The organism is Pseudomonas sichuanensis, assembly GCF_024749065.1.
In the GTDB taxonomy this organism is placed as follows: domain Bacteria; phylum Pseudomonadota; class Gammaproteobacteria; order Pseudomonadales; family Pseudomonadaceae; genus Aquipseudomonas; species Aquipseudomonas sichuanensis.
In genome coordinates, this window is the sequence record NZ_CP087185.1 from 190,688 (window position 1) to 206,890 (window position 16,203).

Genomic DNA, 16,203 nt, shown 5'->3' on the forward strand with positions numbered 1-16,203 from the left:
GGTATTTCTCTGGCTCGGGGCGTTTCATGTCCACTCGCGAAATCCGTATTGCCACCCGTAAAAGTGCCTTGGCCCTGTGGCAGGCCGAGTATGTAAAAGCCCGCCTGGAACAGGCCCATCCTGGCCTCTTGGTCACCCTGGTGCCGATGGTCAGCCGCGGCGACAAGCTGCTCGACGCGCCGCTGGCGAAGATCGGCGGCAAGGGCCTGTTCGTCAAGGAACTGGAAACCGCCCTGCTCGACAACGAAGCCGACATCGCCGTGCATTCGATGAAGGACGTGCCCATGGACTTCCCCGTAGGCCTGGGCCTGTATTGCATCTGCGAGCGTGAAGACCCGCGCGATGCCTTCGTTTCCAATACCTTCCAAAGCCTCGACGCACTGCCGGCCGGCAGCATCGTCGGCACCTCCAGCCTGCGTCGCCAGGCCCAATTGCTGGCGCGCCGCCCCGACCTTCAGATCCGTTTCCTGCGCGGCAACGTCAACACCCGCCTGGCCAAGCTCGACGCCGGCGAGTACGACGCCATCATCCTCGCCGCCGCCGGGCTGATCCGCCTGGGCTTCGAGGACCGCATCACCGACACCATCAGCGTCGACGACAGCCTGCCGGCCGGTGGCCAGGGCGCGGTGGGCATCGAATGCCGCAGCGCCGACAGCGAGATCCATGCGCTGCTGGCGCCGCTGCACCATGTCGATACCGCCGACCGGGTGGTTGCCGAGCGTGCCCTGAACAAACGCCTGAACGGTGGTTGCCAGGTGCCCATTGCCTGCTACGCGGTGCTCGAGGGCGAGCAGTTGTGGCTGCGTGGCCTGGTCGGCCAGCCATCCGGCGGCACCCTGCTGGTGGCCGATGCCCGCGCTCCGCGCGCCAATGCCGAGGCGCTGGGCGTGCAGGTTGCCGAGGACCTGCTCGGCCAGGGCGCCGAGGCGATCCTCAAGGAAGTCTACGGCGAGGCCGGCCACCCGTGAGCCCCTGGCGCCTGCTGCTGACCCGCCCTGAAGAGGACTGTGCGGCACTGGCGCAGTCATTGGCCGAGGCGGGCATTGCCAGTGCCAGCCTGCCTTTGCTGGCGATTGAAGCGATCGCGCCGGACCCGGCGCAGCTGCATCGCCTGCGCGGCATCGCCCAGGCGCAGGCGATCATCGTGGTGAGCAAGCCGGCTGCGCGCCTGCTGCTCGAGCAGCTCGACCAGGCCGGCATCGCGCCACCGCCCGAGGGCTGGTTCACGGTGGGCGAGGCGACGGCGCGGATCCTCCAGGGCCGCGGGTTGCGAGTAAGCTTCCCGGCGACCGGTGATGACAGCGAGGCCCTGCTCGCCCTGCCGGCCCTGCGCGAGGCCATCACGCGGCCTGTGCCCCGTGTCCTGATCGTGCGTGGCGTGGGAGGTCGCGAACTGCTGGCCGAGCGTCTTGCAGAGCAAGGTGCTAGTGTCGATTATCTGGAACTGTATCGCCGCTGCCTGCCGCACTATCCGGCGGGCACGCTGGCGCGTCGGGTCGATGGGGAACGCCTCAATGGCCTGGTGGTCAGCAGTGGGCAGGGTCTTGAACACTTGCAACAGATAGCGGGAACGGACTGGCCACGGCTTTCACGCCTGCCCTTGTTCGTGCCCAGCCCGCGGGTCGCTGAACAGGCCCGCGCGTTGGGCGCCCGACAGATTGTGGATTGCCGTGGCGCCAGTGCCGCGGCCTTGCTGGCAGCCGTGCAGCAAACTGCTGTACCTGCCCCTTAAGGCGCTAAGCTTGAGCGATGCGCCGCCATGCAAAGGATGGATACGTGAGCGAAACGGTCTTGCCCCACACTGAACAGAAATCGGTGCCCGAGGCGCCGGAAATCACTACCGCACCTGCTCGACGCTCTGGCAGCGGCGTGGCGGTGCTGGCCCTGCTGCTGGGCGCCGCCGGGGTCGCGATCGGCGGCTGGGGTGCCTGGCAGGTGCGCCAGCTGCAAGGCAGCGAACAGGGCCAGGGCGAGCATCTTCAGGCGCTCAACCAGCGCGCCGATGCGTTGCAGCAACGCGAGCAGCAGCTCACCGCACAACTGGCCAGCCTGCCCGCAGCCAGCGAGCTGGAGGACCGCCGGCGGCTGGTGGCGCAACTGCAGGGCGACCAGCAGCGGTTGAGCCAGCGCCTGGAAACCGCTCTCGGCGAAAGCCGCAAGGAATGGCGCCTGGCCGAGGCCGAACACTTGCTGCGCCTGGCCACGCTGCGCCTTTCGGCACTGCAGGACATCGCCAGCGCCAAGGCGCTGGTCGAGGGTGCCGACGAGATCCTTCGCGAGCAGAGCGATCCAGGGGCTTTCGCCGCCCGCGAGCAACTGGCGCGCAGCCTGGCCACGCTCAACAGCACCCAGCAGCCAGACCGCACCGGGCTGTTCCTCAAGCTCGCCGCCCAGCGTGAACAGGTGCAGCAGCTCAGTGCCCAGTCGCCGGAATTCGACAGCCAGGCCGATGCCATGGGCGCGCTCACCGCCGACGGTGACGGCCCCAGCCGCTGGTCGCAGTGGTGGGCGGAGCTCTCCAAGTACTTCCAGATCGAGTTCAACGCCGACGACAACGTGCGCCCGCTGCTCTCCGGTCAGTCGCTCAACCAACTGCGCCTGGCGCTCAGCCTGACCATCGAGCAGGCCCAGTGGGCTGCACTCAACGGCGAGGCCAAGGTCTACAACCAGGCGCTGGACGATGCGCGCAGCGTGCTGCTGGCCAACTTCAACCCGGACAACCCGCAAAGCAAAGCCATGCTCGACAGCCTCAACCAGCTGGCCGAGCAACCGGTGTCGGTGGTGACCCCAGACCTCAGCGAAAGCCTGGCCGCCGTGCAGGCCTACATCCAGCGTCGCCACCTGCCGGCCGAAGCTGAAGGGGCCAAGCCATGAAGCGCGTCTACCTGCTGGCGGTGCTGGCGATCGTCGTCGCCGCGGCGCTGGGCATTGCCATCGCCAAGCACAGCGGCTACGTGCTGATCGCCTACGGCGGCTTCCGCTATCAGTCGGGGCTGTGGGCGGCACTGGGGGCGCTGGTCGGCATCGTTGTGTTGCTGCTGGTGCTGCGCTACCTGGTGGGGCTGGTGCTGACCTCCAGTGGCGTGGTCAACCCCTGGTCGCGGCGTAACCGTGGCCGTCGTACCCGGATCGCCATCGAGCAAGGCCAGCTGGACCTGGCCGAAGGTCGCTGGAGCAGCGCCCAGCGCCACCTGCAGCGCGCCGCCGAATCCGAACGGCAACCCCTGCTTTACTACCTTGGCGCCGCCCGCGCCGCCAACGAGCAGGGCCGGGTCGAAGACCGCGACAACCTGCTCGAGCGAGCACTGGAGCGTCAGCCCCAGGCCGAACTGGCCATTGCCCTCACCCATGCCCAGTTGCAGATGGACCGTGGTGAAAGCGAAGGTGCGCTTGAAGCGCTGCAGGCCATGCAGGAGCGTCATCCGAACAACGCCCAGGTGCTGCGCCTGCTGCAGCGCCTGCACCTGGAGCGCGATGATTGGCCGGCGCTGATCCGTCTGCTGCCCGACCTGCGCAAGCACAAGGTGCTGCCGGCCAACGAGCTGGCCGAGCTTGAGCGGCGCGCCTGGGGCCAGAACCTTGGCCTGGCGGTGACCCGTGGTACCGACCCACAGACCGCGCGCCAGGCGCTGGAGCGTGCCTGGCAGCAGCTCACTGCGGCGCAGCGCCAGGAGCCAGGGCTGGTGCTGGCCTACGCCGAGCAGCTGCGCCAGCTGGGTGCCCAGGGTGAGGCCGAGCAGGTGTTGCTCGGCGCGCTCAAGCGCAATTACGAAAGCCACCTGGCGCGCCTTTATGGCTTGGTGCGCGGCGATGACCCGGCGCGTCAGCTGCAGGCTGCCGAGGGCTGGTTGAAAGACCATTCGCAGGACCCTAGCCTGCTGCTGACCCTCGGCCGCCTGAGCTTGCAAAACCGCTTGTGGGGCAAGGCCCGCGATTACCTGGAAAGCAGCCTGCGGCTGCAGCGCAACCCGGAAACCTGCGCCGAACTGGCGCGGCTGCTGGCCGGGCTGGGCGAGACCGAGCGCAGCAACCAGCTGTTCCAGGAGGGTTTGGGGCTGCTCGATGAGCGCCTGCTGGCCCTGCCGCTGCCCGAAGGCGTTCAGGCCTGACCACTTGCCAAGCCCGTACGCTGGTGCGGGCTTGGCAAGTGGTTCACATCTTCATGTGACCAAGCGATTTTTCCCCGTCAGCCGCCGGATTATTCCTACCTTCCACAGCATTGATTCGTTGCCAATCAGCGACTTGTCTCTGCTGTAGCGCCTTGATACAAAGCGCCCCTTTCCTCTACCGTTTCAAGTCACTTTTTCCTCTTGCGGACATCCATAGCCCATGTCGCTGGCCTGCTTGCGCAGCTTGTTCCTTCCCGCTTTCCTGGCCTCGTTTGCCGTGCTCGTGGCGTCGTTTCGCCTGGAGTCCGTCGTTGGCCTGGTACCCTGCGCCCTGTGCTTCAGCCAGCGCCTGATGCTCGGGCTGTACGCGCTGATCAGCCTGGTGGCAGTCATCCATTTGCCGGGGGTACGTGGCCTGCGCGGTTATGCGTGGCTGACGCTGCTGTGCGCGCTTGGCGGCGCGCTGCTGGCCGGGCGGCAAGTCTGGTTGCAAGGCGAGCCGCTGCCGGTGGTGGATTGCCAACTGCCGATCACGCATCTGATGCAGCGGCCAATTGGCGAAATCGCCAGGTTGCTGTTGCTCGGTAGCCCGGATTGCGTATCCATCAGTTGGAGCTTCCTCGACCTGACCTTGCCGGAGTGGAGCCTGCTGGCATTCCTGTTGTTGGCCGCACTGCCGCTGTCTTGGCTGCTGGCGTTTCGGCTGCGCCAGGGCGCGGCGGGTTGATCCAACGCAATGCACAAGGTGTTGCTCGACCAACGGTGTGTAGGAAGGGTATTAAACGCTTGTATGAACTTTGTGTGCTGCGTACCTTGAAGGCCAAGTCGCACGGGAATAATCTCCCAGCACGGATACCGAAATCACAACTGCCCGATGCCGTCCTGCTGATGTCACCTTTGTGCCACGCACTTGTGTCGCGAGGTGCAGCGGCATCTACCCAGAAGGGAAGAGATCGCCATGCTCGATAGTTGCCAGAACGCCCAGGAACGCTGGGGCGGTGTTCACAAGCTGATCGATCGTTGGCTGGAGGAACGCCAGGAATTGGTGCAAGCCTTCCGCGCATTGCGCGATGCCAAGCCGGCCTTTGCCGACAAGGACCAGAACCGTGATTTCTGCGGGGTGCTGGTCGACTACGTGTCAGCCTGGCACTTCGAAGTCAGCGAGCAACTGGTCAGTGAAGCCAAGGCCTTTGGCGACACCCGCGGCCTGGAGCTTGCCACGCAGATCAACCCCCGCATCGATGAAAGTACCCAGATTGCCCTGGCTTTCAATGACCATTGCGACAAGGGCGAATGCACCGACCCCGAGCGCTTCGCCGAGAAGCTCGGCAAGCTGGGCAGCCTGTTGCACGAGCGTTTCGAGCTGGAAGACTGCCTGATCGAAGTGCTGCACAACGCGCACAAGGCCGAGGACGCGGTGCAGGCCTGATTCAGTCGGCCACGGCCAGCAGTTCGATCTCGAACACCAGGGGGGTGTAGGGCGCGATCAGGTCGCCCGCACCTTCGGCGCCATAGGCTTGCGCCGAAGGGATCACCAGCCGCCATTTCGACCCCGCCTTCATTTTTGGCAGTGCCACCTGCCAGCCCTCGATGACCGAGCCGAGCTTGAACCACTGCGGTTTCTCGCTCTGGTCGAACACTGTGCCATCCGGCAGCTTGCCCACATACCGCACCTGCACGCTGCCGCTGGCTTTGGGTTGCGCGCCGGCGCCGCTGGCCAGCTCGCTGTAGAGGATGCCCTCGGGCAATTCGTGTACACCCGCACGCGCACGTTCCGCGGCCATGAAGCGCTTTTCTGCTGCCAGCAGCGTGTCCACCCGGGCCTGCTCTGCAGCCGCGCTGGCCTGTTCATCGTGCTGTTGCAGAAGCGCCTGCATGCGTGACTTGGCCACCCGTGGTGGTTCGCCCTGATAAGCCTGGCGCAAGCCTTCGACCAGCGCATCGAGTTGCAGGCCCGGCACTTCCTGGCGCAGCCGTTCGCCCAGGCTGGCGCCGATGCTGTAGGCCAGGTCGTTGTCGGTATTACTTTCGGGGGCGGCCAGCGCAAGCGGGGCCGCCAGGCACAAGCCGAGCATCAGATAACGTGGCATGGTCGAGTCCTGCTGCAGTGAGGGCGAAGTATGCCAGCCTTGTTGGCGGAATATGTGCAAATGTCCGCAATACAATAATGACCAACTACACTTGTTTTTTGCTGCAAGACAACAACTTTGCCCAGGCATGCAACGCGGCGCTACTGATACTGTCAACATGCCCTAGCGGCAGTAGCAGCAGAAGCATAGTATGAGCCGCACTCTCGTCAGCCAGGAGGTAAATCATGTCGGCTAAAAAGAAGCCAGTCAGTACGCCATTGCACCTGCTTCAGCAACTTTCGGGCAGCCTGCTCGAACATCTGGAAGATGCCTGCTCTCAAGCGCTGGCGGATGCCGAGAAACTGTTGGCCAAGTTGGAAAAACAACGTGGCAAGGCTCAGGAAAAACTGCACGGTGCCCGTCTGAAGTTGCAGGACGCTGCCAAGGCCGGCAAAGCCAAGGCACAAGGCAAGGCACAGAAAGCCGCTGGTGAACTTGAAGGGCTGCTCGAATCGCTCAAGGATCGCCAGGCCCAGACCCGTACTTATATTCAGCAACTCAAGCGTGATGCCCAGGAAAGCCTGAAACTGGCCCAGGGTGTCGGCAAGGTGCGCGAAGCGGCGGCCAAGGCACTCGACCTGCGCGCGGCGGCACCAAAAGCTGCTGCCAAGCCAGCCGCCAAGCCAGCCGCCAAGCCTGCAGCAGCAAAAGCCCCGGCCAAAGCCGTCGCTGCCAAGCCAGCCGCCAAACCTGCTGCTGCCAAAGCCCCGGCTAAAGCTGCTGCTGCCAAGCCAGCCGCCAAGCCTGCAGCAGCAAAAGCCCCGGCCAAAGCCGCCGCCAAGCCAGCCGCCAAACCTGCTGCTGCCAAGGCCCCGGTCAAAGCTGCCGCCGCCAAGCCAGCCGCCAAACCTGCTGCTGCCAAAGCCCCGGTTAAAGCTGCCGCCGCCAAGCCAGCCGCCAAACCTGCTGCTGCCAAGGCCCCGGCCAAAGTTGCCGCCGCCAAGCCGGCCGCGAAACCTGCTGCCGCCAAAGCCCCGGCCAAGCCAGCCGTAGCCAAGGCACCAGCCAAACCGGCCGCCAAGCCCGCTGCCGCCAAAGCGCCAGCCAAGCCTGCCGCCGCCAAAGCCCCGGCCAAACCCGCTGCCGCCAAACCTGTCGCCAGCAAGCCAGCGGTGCCTGCCGGCAACGCAGCACCTGCCGCAGCGGCCAGCCCGGCTACACCAGCAGCACCCGCCAGCACCCCGGCTCAGTCGCCGTCCACGGCCTCCTGAAGCTCCCGGGCCGCGACGCGCAGCTGTTGCAGCGCGTCGTGGTCATGGGCCTGGGCCGGTGCAAGCCGGCTCAACCATCCTTCGCTGTCGCCAGCTACAGCAGGCCACGCCTGCGCCACTAGCGCCAAACGCTCCAGCAGTGTGCGTTCAGCCTGTAACTCCAGCGCCTTCACGTGTTCGCGCAGCACGGCCAGTTGCGGGTCGGCCAGTGCGTGTTCGCGCCATTGTCGGCGCAGTGCCCGCAGCGGCATGACCACCTCCCGCTGCCAGGGGCCGGCCACGGCCTGCAGCGCCTGGATGCGTGTTTCGTCAACGGCCACAGACTGCGCCTGCAGCCAGGTACCGCAGAGCAGCAGGCAAACATCGCCGCCCAGCTCCTGCAGGGTCAGGCAGGCGGCTTCGACGCCCGGCCGCGCATATAGCGCCAGGGCATGATTCCACAGGTCGGTGTGCATGGTTTCACTCGCGCTAGTGGTCAACGAAGCTGGTAGACTCCGCGACCATCATGATCAGACTATCCAACCTCACTTTACAGCGTGGTCCGCAGCGCCTGCTAGAAGGCGCCGAGATGACCCTGCACACCGGTCACAAGGCCGGCCTGATCGGCGCCAACGGCGCCGGTAAATCCAGCCTGTTCGCCTTGCTGCGCGGTGAGCTGTCGCCCGATGGCGGCGACTGCCTGCTGCCGGGCGACTGGCGCATCGCCCACATGCGCCAGGAAGTCGATACCCTCGAGCGCATCGCCGTGGACTATGTGCTCGATGGCGACGTGCGCCTGCGCAAGGTCCAGGCCGAGCTGGCGGCTGCCGAGCAGGCGCACGACGGTACCGCGCTGGCACGCCTGCACAGTGAGCTGGACAGCGCCGACGGCTACACGGCCGACGCCCGTGCGCGCAAGCTGCTGGCCGGCCTTGGTTTCACCAACGAGCAGATGGACCGCCGCGTCGGTGACTTCTCCGGTGGCTGGCGGATGCGCCTGAACCTGGCCCAGGCACTGATGTGCCCGTCCGACCTGCTGCTGCTCGACGAACCGACCAACCACCTCGACCTCGATGCCATCCTGTGGCTGGAAGACTGGCTCAAAGGCTACCCGGGCACGCTGCTGCTGATCTCCCACGACCGCGACTTCCTCGACGCCGTGGTCGACCATGTGCTGCACGTCGAGCAGCGCAAGCTCAATCTCTACAAGGGCGGCTACAGCGCCTTCGAGCGCACCCGCGCCGAACGCCTGGCGCAACAGCAGCAGGCCTACGAGAAGCAGCAGGCGCAGCGCGCGCACATGGAAAAATACATTGCCCGCTTCAAGGCCCAGGCCACCAAGGCCCGCCAGGCGCAGAGCCGGATCAAGGCCCTGGAGCGCATGGAAGAGCTGACGGCGGCGCATGTCGATTCGCCGTTCGACTTCGTCTTCCGCGAGTCGGAGAAAATTTCCAGCCCGTTGCTCGACCTGTCCGAAGCCCGCCTGGGCTATGGCGACAAGGCCATCCTCGAGAAGGTCAAGTTGCAGCTGGTGCCAGGCGCGCGCATCGGCCTGCTTGGCCCCAACGGCGCGGGCAAGTCGACGCTGATCAAGAACCTCGCCGGTGAGCTGCAGCCGTTGGCCGGTCGCCTGGTGCGCGGCGAGAACCTCGCCGTCGGCTACTTCGCCCAGCACCAGCTCGACTCGCTGGACGACAAGGCCAGCCCGCTGCTGCACCTGCAGCGCATCGCGCCAACTGAGCGTGAGCAGACGCTGCGCGACTTCCTCGGTGGTTTCGACTTCCACGGCAACCGTGTCGACGAGCCGGTGGTCAACTTCTCTGGTGGCGAGAAGGCCCGCCTGGCCCTGGCGCTGATTGCCTGGGAACGGCCCAACCTACTGCTGCTCGATGAACCCACCAACCACCTCGACCTCGAAATGCGCCTGGCCCTGACCATGGCCCTGCAGGAGTTCGAAGGTGCCGTGGTGGTGGTCTCCCACGACCGTCACCTGCTCAAGAGCACCACCGACGACTTCCTGCTGGTGGCCGACGGCAAGGTCGACACCTTCGACGGCGACCTCGACGACTACAGCCGTTGGCTGGTCGAGTACCGCCAGCGCAACGCGCCCGTCAGTACTGCGCCGGTCAATCCGGACAAGACTGACAAGAAGGCTCAACGCCAGGCCGCTGCCGCCCTGCGTCAGCAGTTGGCGCCGCACAAGAAAGCCGCCGACAAACTCGAAACCGAGCTCAACCAGGTGCATGCACAGCTGGCAGAAATCGAGGCCGCGCTGAGCGACAGCGGGCTGTACGAGGCCGCGCGCAAGGATGAGCTGCGCGACCTGCTGGCCCGCCAGACCAAGCTCAAGCAACGCGAAGGCGAGCTGGAAGAGGCCTGGATGGAGGCGCTGGAAACCCTGGAAAGCATGCAGTCCGAGCTCGAGGCGCTGTCCTGATGGAGGAGCTGCGTTCCTTGCTGCCAGGGCAATGGATGGACACGTTCTGGTTGGGGTTGCAGATCCTGCTGATCCTGATCGTTGCGTTCGTCCTGCAACGCATGGTCGCCCGTGGGCTGAAGAGCCTGGGCGAACGCTACCCCTTGCCGCACGAGCTGATGGTGCCGGTGCGCGGTGCCCTGCGCTGGTTGATCATGGGCAGCGGCTTGCTGTTCGTGCTGGAGCGCATGGGCGTGTCCGCCACGGTGCTGTGGACGGCCTTGTCGGGCTTTGTTGCAGTGGCGGCGGTGGCCTTCTTCGCCATCTGGAGCGTGCTTTCCAACCTGCTGTGCGCGGTGCTGATCTTCACCGTCGGGCCATTTCGCATCGGCGATGTGGTCGAGCTGGTCGACACCACCGACAAGCCAGGGGTGAAGGGCCGGGTGATCGCCATCAACCTGCTCTACACCACGCTGATGGAAACCCCCGAGGCGGGCGGGGCGCTGGTGCAGGTGCCGAATAGCCAGTTCTTCCAGAAGGCCGTGCGGCGTTGGCGTGGCGCCGAGGTTGCGACTGTGGCCAAGGATTCTGTCGTCGAAGCTGACTGAGGCGTTGTTGATGCCTGTTCGGCCGCCTTCGCGGGTAAATCGGGGCGCCGAACCGCCGCTCCCACAGGTACAGCGCATATCCTGTGGGAGCGGGTTTACCCGCGAAGAGGCCGGCACAGGCACTGCAAAAACCACTGGTTATTTTTTCGCCAAAACCGTAGCTTAACGTTTTGTAACAATCGTTCGAGCGAGGTGTGTGATGTCGATGGAAACCTGGTTGGCCTTCTTTGCCGCGTGCTGGGTCATCAGTCTGTCGCCGGGCGCCGGGGCCATTGCCTCGATGTCCAGCGGCCTGCAGTACGGTTTCTGGCGTGGCTATTGGAACGCCTTGGGCCTGCAACTGGGCCTGATCCTGCAGATCGCCATCATCGCCGCCGGTGTCGGCGCTGTCCTCGCCGCCTCGGCCACCGCCTTCCAGCTGATCAAGTGGTTCGGTGTCGCCTACCTGGTTTTCCTCGCATACAAACAATGGCGTGCACTGCCGTTGGACATGAGCGACGAGTCCGGCGTGCGGCCAATCGGCAAGCCGCTGAGCCTGGTGTTCCGCGGCTTTCTGGTCAATGTCAGCAACCCCAAGGCGCTGGTGTTCATGCTCGCGGTGCTGCCGCAGTTCATCGACCCCCATGCACCGCTGCTGGCGCAGTACCTGGCGATCACCGTGACCATGATCAGCGTCGACCTGCTGGTGATGGCCGGCTACACCGGGCTGGCTTCGCGGGTGCTGCGCCTGCTGCGTACGCCCAAGCAGCAAAAGCGCATGAACCGTACCTTCGCCGGCTTGTTCATCGGCGCGGCGACCTTCCTCGCCACGCTGCGCCGCGCGCCGGTCTAAGTCACTTTTGCGGTGGTCGGTCGACCAGCCCCTTGAGCAGGTCGATCGGCAACGGGAAGACGATGGTCGAGCTCTTGTCCCCGGCGATGGAGCCCAGCGTCTGCATGTAGCGCAGCTGCATCGCCCCGGGTTCCTTGCCCAGCATCTGCGCCGCCTGCATCAGCTTCTCCGAGGCCTGCAGCTCACCCTCGGCGTGGATCACCTTGGCCCGCCGCTCGCGTTCGGCTTCTGCCTGGCGGGCGATGGCGCGGATCATCGACTCGTTCAGGTCGACATGTTTGATCTCGACGTTGGCCACCTTGATGCCCCAGGCATCGGTCTGGGCGTCGAGCACTTGGCGGATGTCGCCATTGAGCTGTTCGCGCTCGGCCAGCAGTTCGTCCAGCTCGTGTTTGCCAAGCACCGCGCGCAGGGTGGTCTGGGCCAACTGGCTGGTGGCCGCGAGAAAGTCCTCGACCTGGATGATCGCCTTCTGTGGGTCGAGCACACGGAAGTACAGCACCGCGTTGACCTTGACCGATACGTTGTCGCGGGTGATCACGTCCTGCGGTGGCACGTCGAGCACCACCGTGCGCAGGTCGACCCGCACCATCTGCTGTATCCCCGGGATCAGGATGATCAGCCCCGGGCCTTTGACCTGCCAGAAGCGCCCAAGCTGGAACACCACGCCGCGCTCGTATTCGCGCAGGATGCGCAGCGCCGACAGCAGCAGTAGCGCCACCAGTACGAGCAGTGTGCCGAAACCGAATTGCATGAACATCGTCACTCTCCTGACGCTGTTGGCGCGGTGGCGCTGACTTCCAGCATCACGCCATTGCGTGCGGTCACCCGCACATGCTGGCCGGGTTGCAGTGGCGTGGCGCACTGCGCCTGCCATTGTTCGCCCTGGGCCTGTACCGAGCCGTGGAAGGGGTTGTCCGCCTGCACGAAGGTCACCGTGACCAGGCTGCCCACCAGCCCGGCGTCACCACTGACCAGGGCTCTGCGGCGTGCCTTGATCGCCATGCCCAGCACGCCACCGAGCAACAATGCCGAGAGCACGGCCAGGCTGGCGATCAGCGCCAGCGGGATGCCGAAGCCGGGGGCGTCGGTGTCCATCAGGATGACGGCGCCAGCAATGAACGCGACGATGCCGCCGAAACCGACCACGCCGAAGCTGGGCAGGAACGCCTCGGCGACCATGAACGCCAGCCCGAGCAGGATCAGCGCCACGCCGGCATGGCTCACCGGCAGCAGCTGCAGCGCATACAGCGCCAGCAGCAGGCAGATACCGCCGACCACCCCGCCGACCCCTGTGCCAGGGTTGATGAACTCGAACAACAGGCCGTACACCCCGATCATGATCAGGATCAGCGCCACGCTGGGGTTGGTGATCACTGCCAGCAGGCGCGTGCGCCAGTCCGGCAGGTGCTCGACCACAGTGGCGCCGACAGTGTTCAGTTGTACGGTCTGGCCGGCGGCAACCAGGCTCTGGCCATCGAGCTGGCGCAGCAGTTCCGGCAGATCGCTGGCCACCTGATCGATCACTTTCAGGCGCAGGGCCTCGCTGGCCGACAGGCTGACCGCCTCGCGCACGGCCTTTTCCGCCCAGTCGGCATTGCGCCCGCGCAGCTGGGCCAGGCCACGGATGTAGGCGGCGGCGTCGTTGACCTGTTTACGGGCGAGGGTGTCTTGGTTGTTGTCGGCGGCCTTCTCGGGGCTACCCGGCATGCCGATCTGCACCGGCGTGGCGGCGCCCAGGTTGGTGCCGGGGGCCATGGCCGCGATGTGGCTGGCGTACAGGATGTAGGTGCCGGCGCTGGCCGCCCGGGCACCGCTGGGGGCAACGTAGGTGGCCACCGGCACGGGGCTGGCAAGGATGGCCTTGTTGATCTGGCGCATGGCGCTGTCGAGCCCGCCGGGGGTGTCGAGGCGGATCACCAGCAATTGCGCGCCCTGCGCCTGTGCCTGTTGCAGCCCGCGCAGCAGGTAGTCGGCGCTGGCCGGGCCGATGGCGTCGTCGATGCTCAGCAGCCACACACTGCCCCCGGGCGCGGCTTGCCCACCCGGGGCAAAGCCGAGCAGCAACAGCAACAGCAACACGCGCCAGCCGTGAGCGATCACCTGTCGTCACCTCATGGGGGCCTGTAATTGAAGTTTAGCTGTGGCCGTCTGGCTGCGGCCTAAACTTGTGGATGGGGGCGAAACCGGAGGTGCATCATGCGTATGGCCAAGACCCTTCAGCAGCGCCTGGACCAGGCCAACTGCGATTACGACATTGTTCCCCATCCACATTCGGCCACCAGCCTTGAGTCAGCCCGCACGGCAGGCGTACCTGCTGAACGGGTCGCCAAGTCGGTGATGCTCGATGACCGCCATGGCAACTACATCATGGCCGTGCTGCCGGCCAACCGGCATCTGGACATGACCGAGGTGCGGATGAGCGGCGCCTGGCAGCTGACCCGTGAAAGTGCGCTACCGATGCTGTTCGGTGATTGCGAACGTGGCGCCGTGCCGGCACTGGGGGATGCCTATGGCATAAAAATGCTGCTCGATTCGAGCCTTACCCGCCAAGGTGATGTCTATCTTGAGGCGGGTGACCACGATCACCTGATTCACATGAGCATGGAGCAATACTTGAAACTGGTGCCGCACGCTGAAGTGCGCGAACTGAGCTGATGCTCACAACCAACGCCGGGCTGGCGTCGTGGACGATCGGCCCGGCCCAAGGAGTGAACCATGGAAGCGCCGATCCATAAGTTTTCCGAACTGTTCAAGCAACTGGGCCTGCCCGACGACCCTGTCGGTATCGACCAGTTCATCACTAGCCACTCTCCCCTCAAGGGTGATGTGAAGCTGGTCGACGCACCCTTCTGGAATGATGCCCAGCGAGGCTTTCTGAAGGACAGCATCAATGAGGATGCCGACTGGGCGGAGCTGTTCGATCAGCTCAATGAAGCCTTGCGTCGCCCCCGTAAATAAAGCGCCGAGCGGCACCTGATGGGTGACGGGGCCGTTGCTATGCTCAGGAAAACAACAAGGGGATGGCGCGATGAAAGATCCCTACGCACCGGGTTTCTGGTGCACCGTGACGATCCTGGGCACCCTGACCGCCGGTTACTTCTACGGTATCCGGCACACCCAGCAGATGAACCAGGCCGTGCAGTTCCTGTATGCCGCCGCCGCCGTCACCGCGGCGGTTGCCTTGTGCGGGCTGGCATGGATCGCCTGGGAATACCTGCACCTGAACAGGCGCGAAGTCGCCCAGGGCCGAACGTTGCTGACCATCTGGAACACCAAGGTCGCCCTGCGCCGGGTCGAGACCGTGTTCGATCGCTATTTCTGGGGCAGCTACTGGCATTCCGGGCGGACCTTCGAAGAGGTCATGGGTGAGCTCAAGGGCACGCCGTTGGAGCAGAGCCTCGACGCCCTCAAATTGCAGTGCCGTGAGCTCGACCGGGAAATCCACGATCACCACCATCATTGGCTGGCCAATGCCCGCGACCTGTCCAGCGTGGCCACGGCCATGGCCCGTGAGCGCTATCAGTTGGACCTGTGTGACGCGCCGATACGTGATGGCGGCAATACCGCCGTGCTCAATCGCGATCTGGAAGTGCTGGTGTACACCTGGTCGGCGCGCCTGCGCAGCTTCGACCATCAGCTGGACGAGCTGGAGCGCGCCTATCACTAGCGAGGGGTCGGGTCATTCGCCGCGGATGTACTGCTCCAGTTGCTGGATCAGGTTGGCCTGCTCGGCGATGGTTTCCTTCACCAAGTCACCGATCGACAGCAGCCCCAACAGCGCGCTGCCATCCACTACCGGCAGATGGCGCAGGTGGCGATCGGTCATCAGTTGCATGCAGTGATCGAGTTTTTCCTTCGGCCCTACAGTGACCACAGGTGCGCTCATGATTTCGCGCACGGGCGTGGCGGCCGAAGAGCGCCCTTTGAGCACCAACTTGCGGGCATAGTCGCGTTCGCTGACGATCCCCACCACCCGGTTGTCCTCCACCACCGGCAGTGCGCCGACGTTTTTCTCGGCCAACATTTTCAAGGCATCCAGTACCGAGTCATCAGGGCCGATGGTGTAGACGGTCTGATGCTGGGCCTTGGTCTTGAGGATTTGTTCGACGTTTTTCATGCGAGCCTCGGTGGGTGAAAAAGCGCTGTGTCGGAGTAAATAAAGCATCCGGTACGGCGCTCTGCACGGCAATGCAGGAAACGGCATCGAGACGATTGAAAAACGTCATGGTTGCAGGCGTATGGAAAAAGGCGGCCCGAAGGCTAATGCAATTGGGGCCGCTGTGCGGCCCTTCGCGGGTAAACCCGCTCCCACAGGTTTCGGCAATCCTGTGGGAGCGGGTTTACCCGCGAAGGGCTGCAAAGCAGCCCCATTAGTGGCGATGAAACGTTATCTGACCGGAATCAGCCCGCAGGCCGCCTTGTCATTCCTGCACAGGCTGCACTCAGACCAGGCCTTTGGGGCTTGGGCCGAAGCGGTTGTTGCCAGGGGTGCCATCTATGAACAGGAATACCAGGCCAACGATCGGCACCAGCAGCCACCAGCCGCGGTGATCGCTGTCATGCAAGCGGCGCACAGCCACGGCAATGCTCGGGATCATGAGCACCAGGGCGTACACCAGGCTCAGCAGCGGGTTGGTGCCGAGGACGTTATCGAGGTAGCCGAAGGCGATCGTGATCAGGAAGTTGATCAGCACGAACAACCAGTATTCCTTGCGGCGTGCACGGCCTTTGAACACTGCGTACTTCTTCAAGACTTCGAGGTAGGGAGTGCCGCTGCTCACTTCGACGCTACCCACGAAGCCACCGTTGGTGGCCGTGGCGGCCTGGGTTGCGCCGCAGCCTGGGCAGCTCAAGGCCGATTGATGGATCTGTTTGGCGCAGCCTCGGCAGAACACCATGCTCATTTGTTTTCCCTC

The 16,203-nt window shown here is 64.8% G+C and carries 19 protein-coding genes; 13 read left to right on the forward strand and 6 right to left on the reverse strand.

Annotated elements, in window-relative coordinates; translation table 11 throughout:
- Positions 1–26 precede the first annotated feature (26 nt).
- The 6 genes from hemC to rsd all read left to right on the forward strand — a co-directional run bounded on the left by hemC (position 27) and on the right by rsd (position 5,538).
- Entirely contained in the window at positions 27–968 is a 942-nt protein-coding gene (gene hemC / locus LOY51_RS00875; RefSeq protein WP_258644055.1) for a hydroxymethylbilane synthase, read from the forward strand.
- On the forward strand, positions 965–1,732 hold the full coding sequence (locus LOY51_RS00880) for a uroporphyrinogen-III synthase (RefSeq protein WP_258644057.1): 768 nt from the start codon (positions 965–967) through the stop codon (positions 1,730–1,732). The genes hemC and LOY51_RS00880 overlap by 4 nt, the downstream gene beginning before the upstream one ends.
- 44 nt (positions 1,733–1,776) lie before the next feature.
- Positions 1,777–2,874: a uroporphyrinogen-III C-methyltransferase gene (locus tag LOY51_RS00885; protein WP_125857054.1), complete on the forward strand. Its 1,098-nt coding sequence runs from the start codon at positions 1,777–1,779 to the stop codon at positions 2,872–2,874.
- Positions 2,871–4,109 carry a heme biosynthesis HemY N-terminal domain-containing protein gene (locus LOY51_RS00890; RefSeq protein ID WP_125462134.1) on the forward strand — a complete coding sequence of 413 codons (1,239 nt, stop codon included), beginning with the start codon at positions 2,871–2,873 and terminating at the stop codon, positions 4,107–4,109. The genes LOY51_RS00885 and LOY51_RS00890 overlap by 4 nt, the downstream gene beginning before the upstream one ends.
- 220 nt (positions 4,110–4,329) lie before the next feature.
- Positions 4,330–4,836, forward strand: coding sequence for a disulfide bond formation protein B (locus tag LOY51_RS00895; protein WP_125857055.1), 507 nt, complete (start codon positions 4,330–4,332; stop codon positions 4,834–4,836).
- A gap of 231 nt (positions 4,837–5,067) precedes the next feature.
- Positions 5,068–5,538 (forward strand): sigma D regulator, encoded by a 471-nt coding sequence (gene rsd / locus LOY51_RS00900; protein WP_110995736.1) that lies wholly within the window; start codon positions 5,068–5,070, stop codon positions 5,536–5,538.
- A 1-nt stretch (position 5,539) separates the two neighbouring features.
- On the opposite strand, the gene LOY51_RS00905 is transcribed toward rsd, so the two are convergent.
- Entirely contained in the window at positions 5,540–6,199 is a 660-nt protein-coding gene (locus LOY51_RS00905) for an FKBP-type peptidyl-prolyl cis-trans isomerase (RefSeq protein ID WP_125462136.1), read from the reverse strand.
- 224 nt (positions 6,200–6,423) lie between these two features.
- Here LOY51_RS00905 and LOY51_RS00910 point away from each other — a divergent pair, with 224 nt between their 5' ends.
- Positions 6,424–7,449: an AlgP family protein gene (locus LOY51_RS00910; RefSeq protein WP_125857056.1), complete on the forward strand. Its 1,026-nt coding sequence runs from the start codon at positions 6,424–6,426 to the stop codon at positions 7,447–7,449.
- Here LOY51_RS00910 and LOY51_RS00915 read toward each other — a convergent pair.
- The gene (locus tag LOY51_RS00915; RefSeq protein WP_125857057.1) at positions 7,425–7,904 is read right to left on the reverse strand and encodes a TIGR02444 family protein; all 480 of its coding nucleotides are present in this window, start codon (positions 7,902–7,904) and stop codon (positions 7,425–7,427) included. The genes LOY51_RS00910 and LOY51_RS00915 overlap by 25 nt on opposite strands.
- 50 nt (positions 7,905–7,954) lie before the next feature.
- Between LOY51_RS00915 and LOY51_RS00920 the strand changes: the two genes are divergently transcribed.
- The 3 genes from LOY51_RS00920 to LOY51_RS00930 all read left to right on the forward strand — a co-directional run bounded on the left by LOY51_RS00920 (position 7,955) and on the right by LOY51_RS00930 (position 11,284).
- On the forward strand, positions 7,955–9,865 hold the full coding sequence (locus tag LOY51_RS00920; RefSeq protein WP_125857058.1) for an ATP-binding cassette domain-containing protein: 1,911 nt from the start codon (positions 7,955–7,957) through the stop codon (positions 9,863–9,865).
- Positions 9,865–10,452, forward strand: a complete 588-nt coding sequence (locus LOY51_RS00925; protein ID WP_258644070.1) for a mechanosensitive ion channel family protein — start codon at positions 9,865–9,867, stop codon at positions 10,450–10,452. Before LOY51_RS00920 ends, LOY51_RS00925 begins: the two co-directional genes overlap by 1 nt.
- 199 nt (positions 10,453–10,651) lie before the next feature.
- Complete coding sequence (locus LOY51_RS00930) at positions 10,652–11,284, forward strand: LysE family transporter (RefSeq protein WP_125462141.1); 633 nt, start codon at positions 10,652–10,654, stop codon at positions 11,282–11,284.
- Position 11,285: 1 nt separating this feature from the next.
- Here LOY51_RS00930 and LOY51_RS00935 read toward each other — a convergent pair whose 3' ends face one another.
- Both LOY51_RS00935 and LOY51_RS00940 read right to left on the reverse strand, forming a co-directional pair.
- Complete coding sequence (locus LOY51_RS00935) at positions 11,286–12,044, reverse strand: slipin family protein (protein WP_125462142.1); 759 nt, start codon at positions 12,042–12,044, stop codon at positions 11,286–11,288.
- Positions 12,045–12,046: 2 nt separating this feature from the next.
- Complete coding sequence (locus tag LOY51_RS00940) at positions 12,047–13,387, reverse strand: NfeD family protein (RefSeq protein ID WP_125857060.1); 1,341 nt, start codon at positions 13,385–13,387, stop codon at positions 12,047–12,049.
- Between the two features lie 96 nt (positions 13,388–13,483).
- Here LOY51_RS00940 and LOY51_RS00945 point away from each other — a divergent pair, with 96 nt between their 5' ends.
- The 3 genes from LOY51_RS00945 to LOY51_RS00955 all read left to right on the forward strand — a co-directional run bounded on the left by LOY51_RS00945 (position 13,484) and on the right by LOY51_RS00955 (position 14,954).
- The gene (locus tag LOY51_RS00945; RefSeq protein WP_125857061.1) at positions 13,484–13,942 is read left to right on the forward strand and encodes an aminoacyl-tRNA deacylase; all 459 of its coding nucleotides are present in this window, start codon (positions 13,484–13,486) and stop codon (positions 13,940–13,942) included.
- Between the two features lie 60 nt (positions 13,943–14,002).
- A complete protein-coding gene (locus LOY51_RS00950) occupies positions 14,003–14,245 on the forward strand; it encodes a DUF2789 domain-containing protein (RefSeq protein ID WP_125857062.1) in 243 nt (80 codons plus the stop codon).
- 70 nt (positions 14,246–14,315) lie between these two features.
- Positions 14,316–14,954 carry an NADH:ubiquinone oxidoreductase subunit N gene (locus LOY51_RS00955; protein WP_125857063.1) on the forward strand — a complete coding sequence of 213 codons (639 nt, stop codon included), beginning with the start codon at positions 14,316–14,318 and terminating at the stop codon, positions 14,952–14,954.
- Positions 14,955–14,966: 12 nt separating this feature from the next.
- Here the strand turns inward: LOY51_RS00955 and LOY51_RS00960 are convergent, their stop codons facing one another.
- Positions 14,967–15,404 carry a CBS domain-containing protein gene (locus tag LOY51_RS00960; protein ID WP_125462146.1) on the reverse strand — a complete coding sequence of 146 codons (438 nt, stop codon included), beginning with the start codon at positions 15,402–15,404 and terminating at the stop codon, positions 14,967–14,969.
- 325 nt (positions 15,405–15,729) lie between these two features.
- On the reverse strand, positions 15,730–16,191 hold the full coding sequence (locus LOY51_RS00965; RefSeq protein ID WP_347151425.1) for a DUF805 domain-containing protein: 462 nt from the start codon (positions 16,189–16,191) through the stop codon (positions 15,730–15,732).
- Between the last annotated feature and the right edge of the window lie 12 nt (positions 16,192–16,203).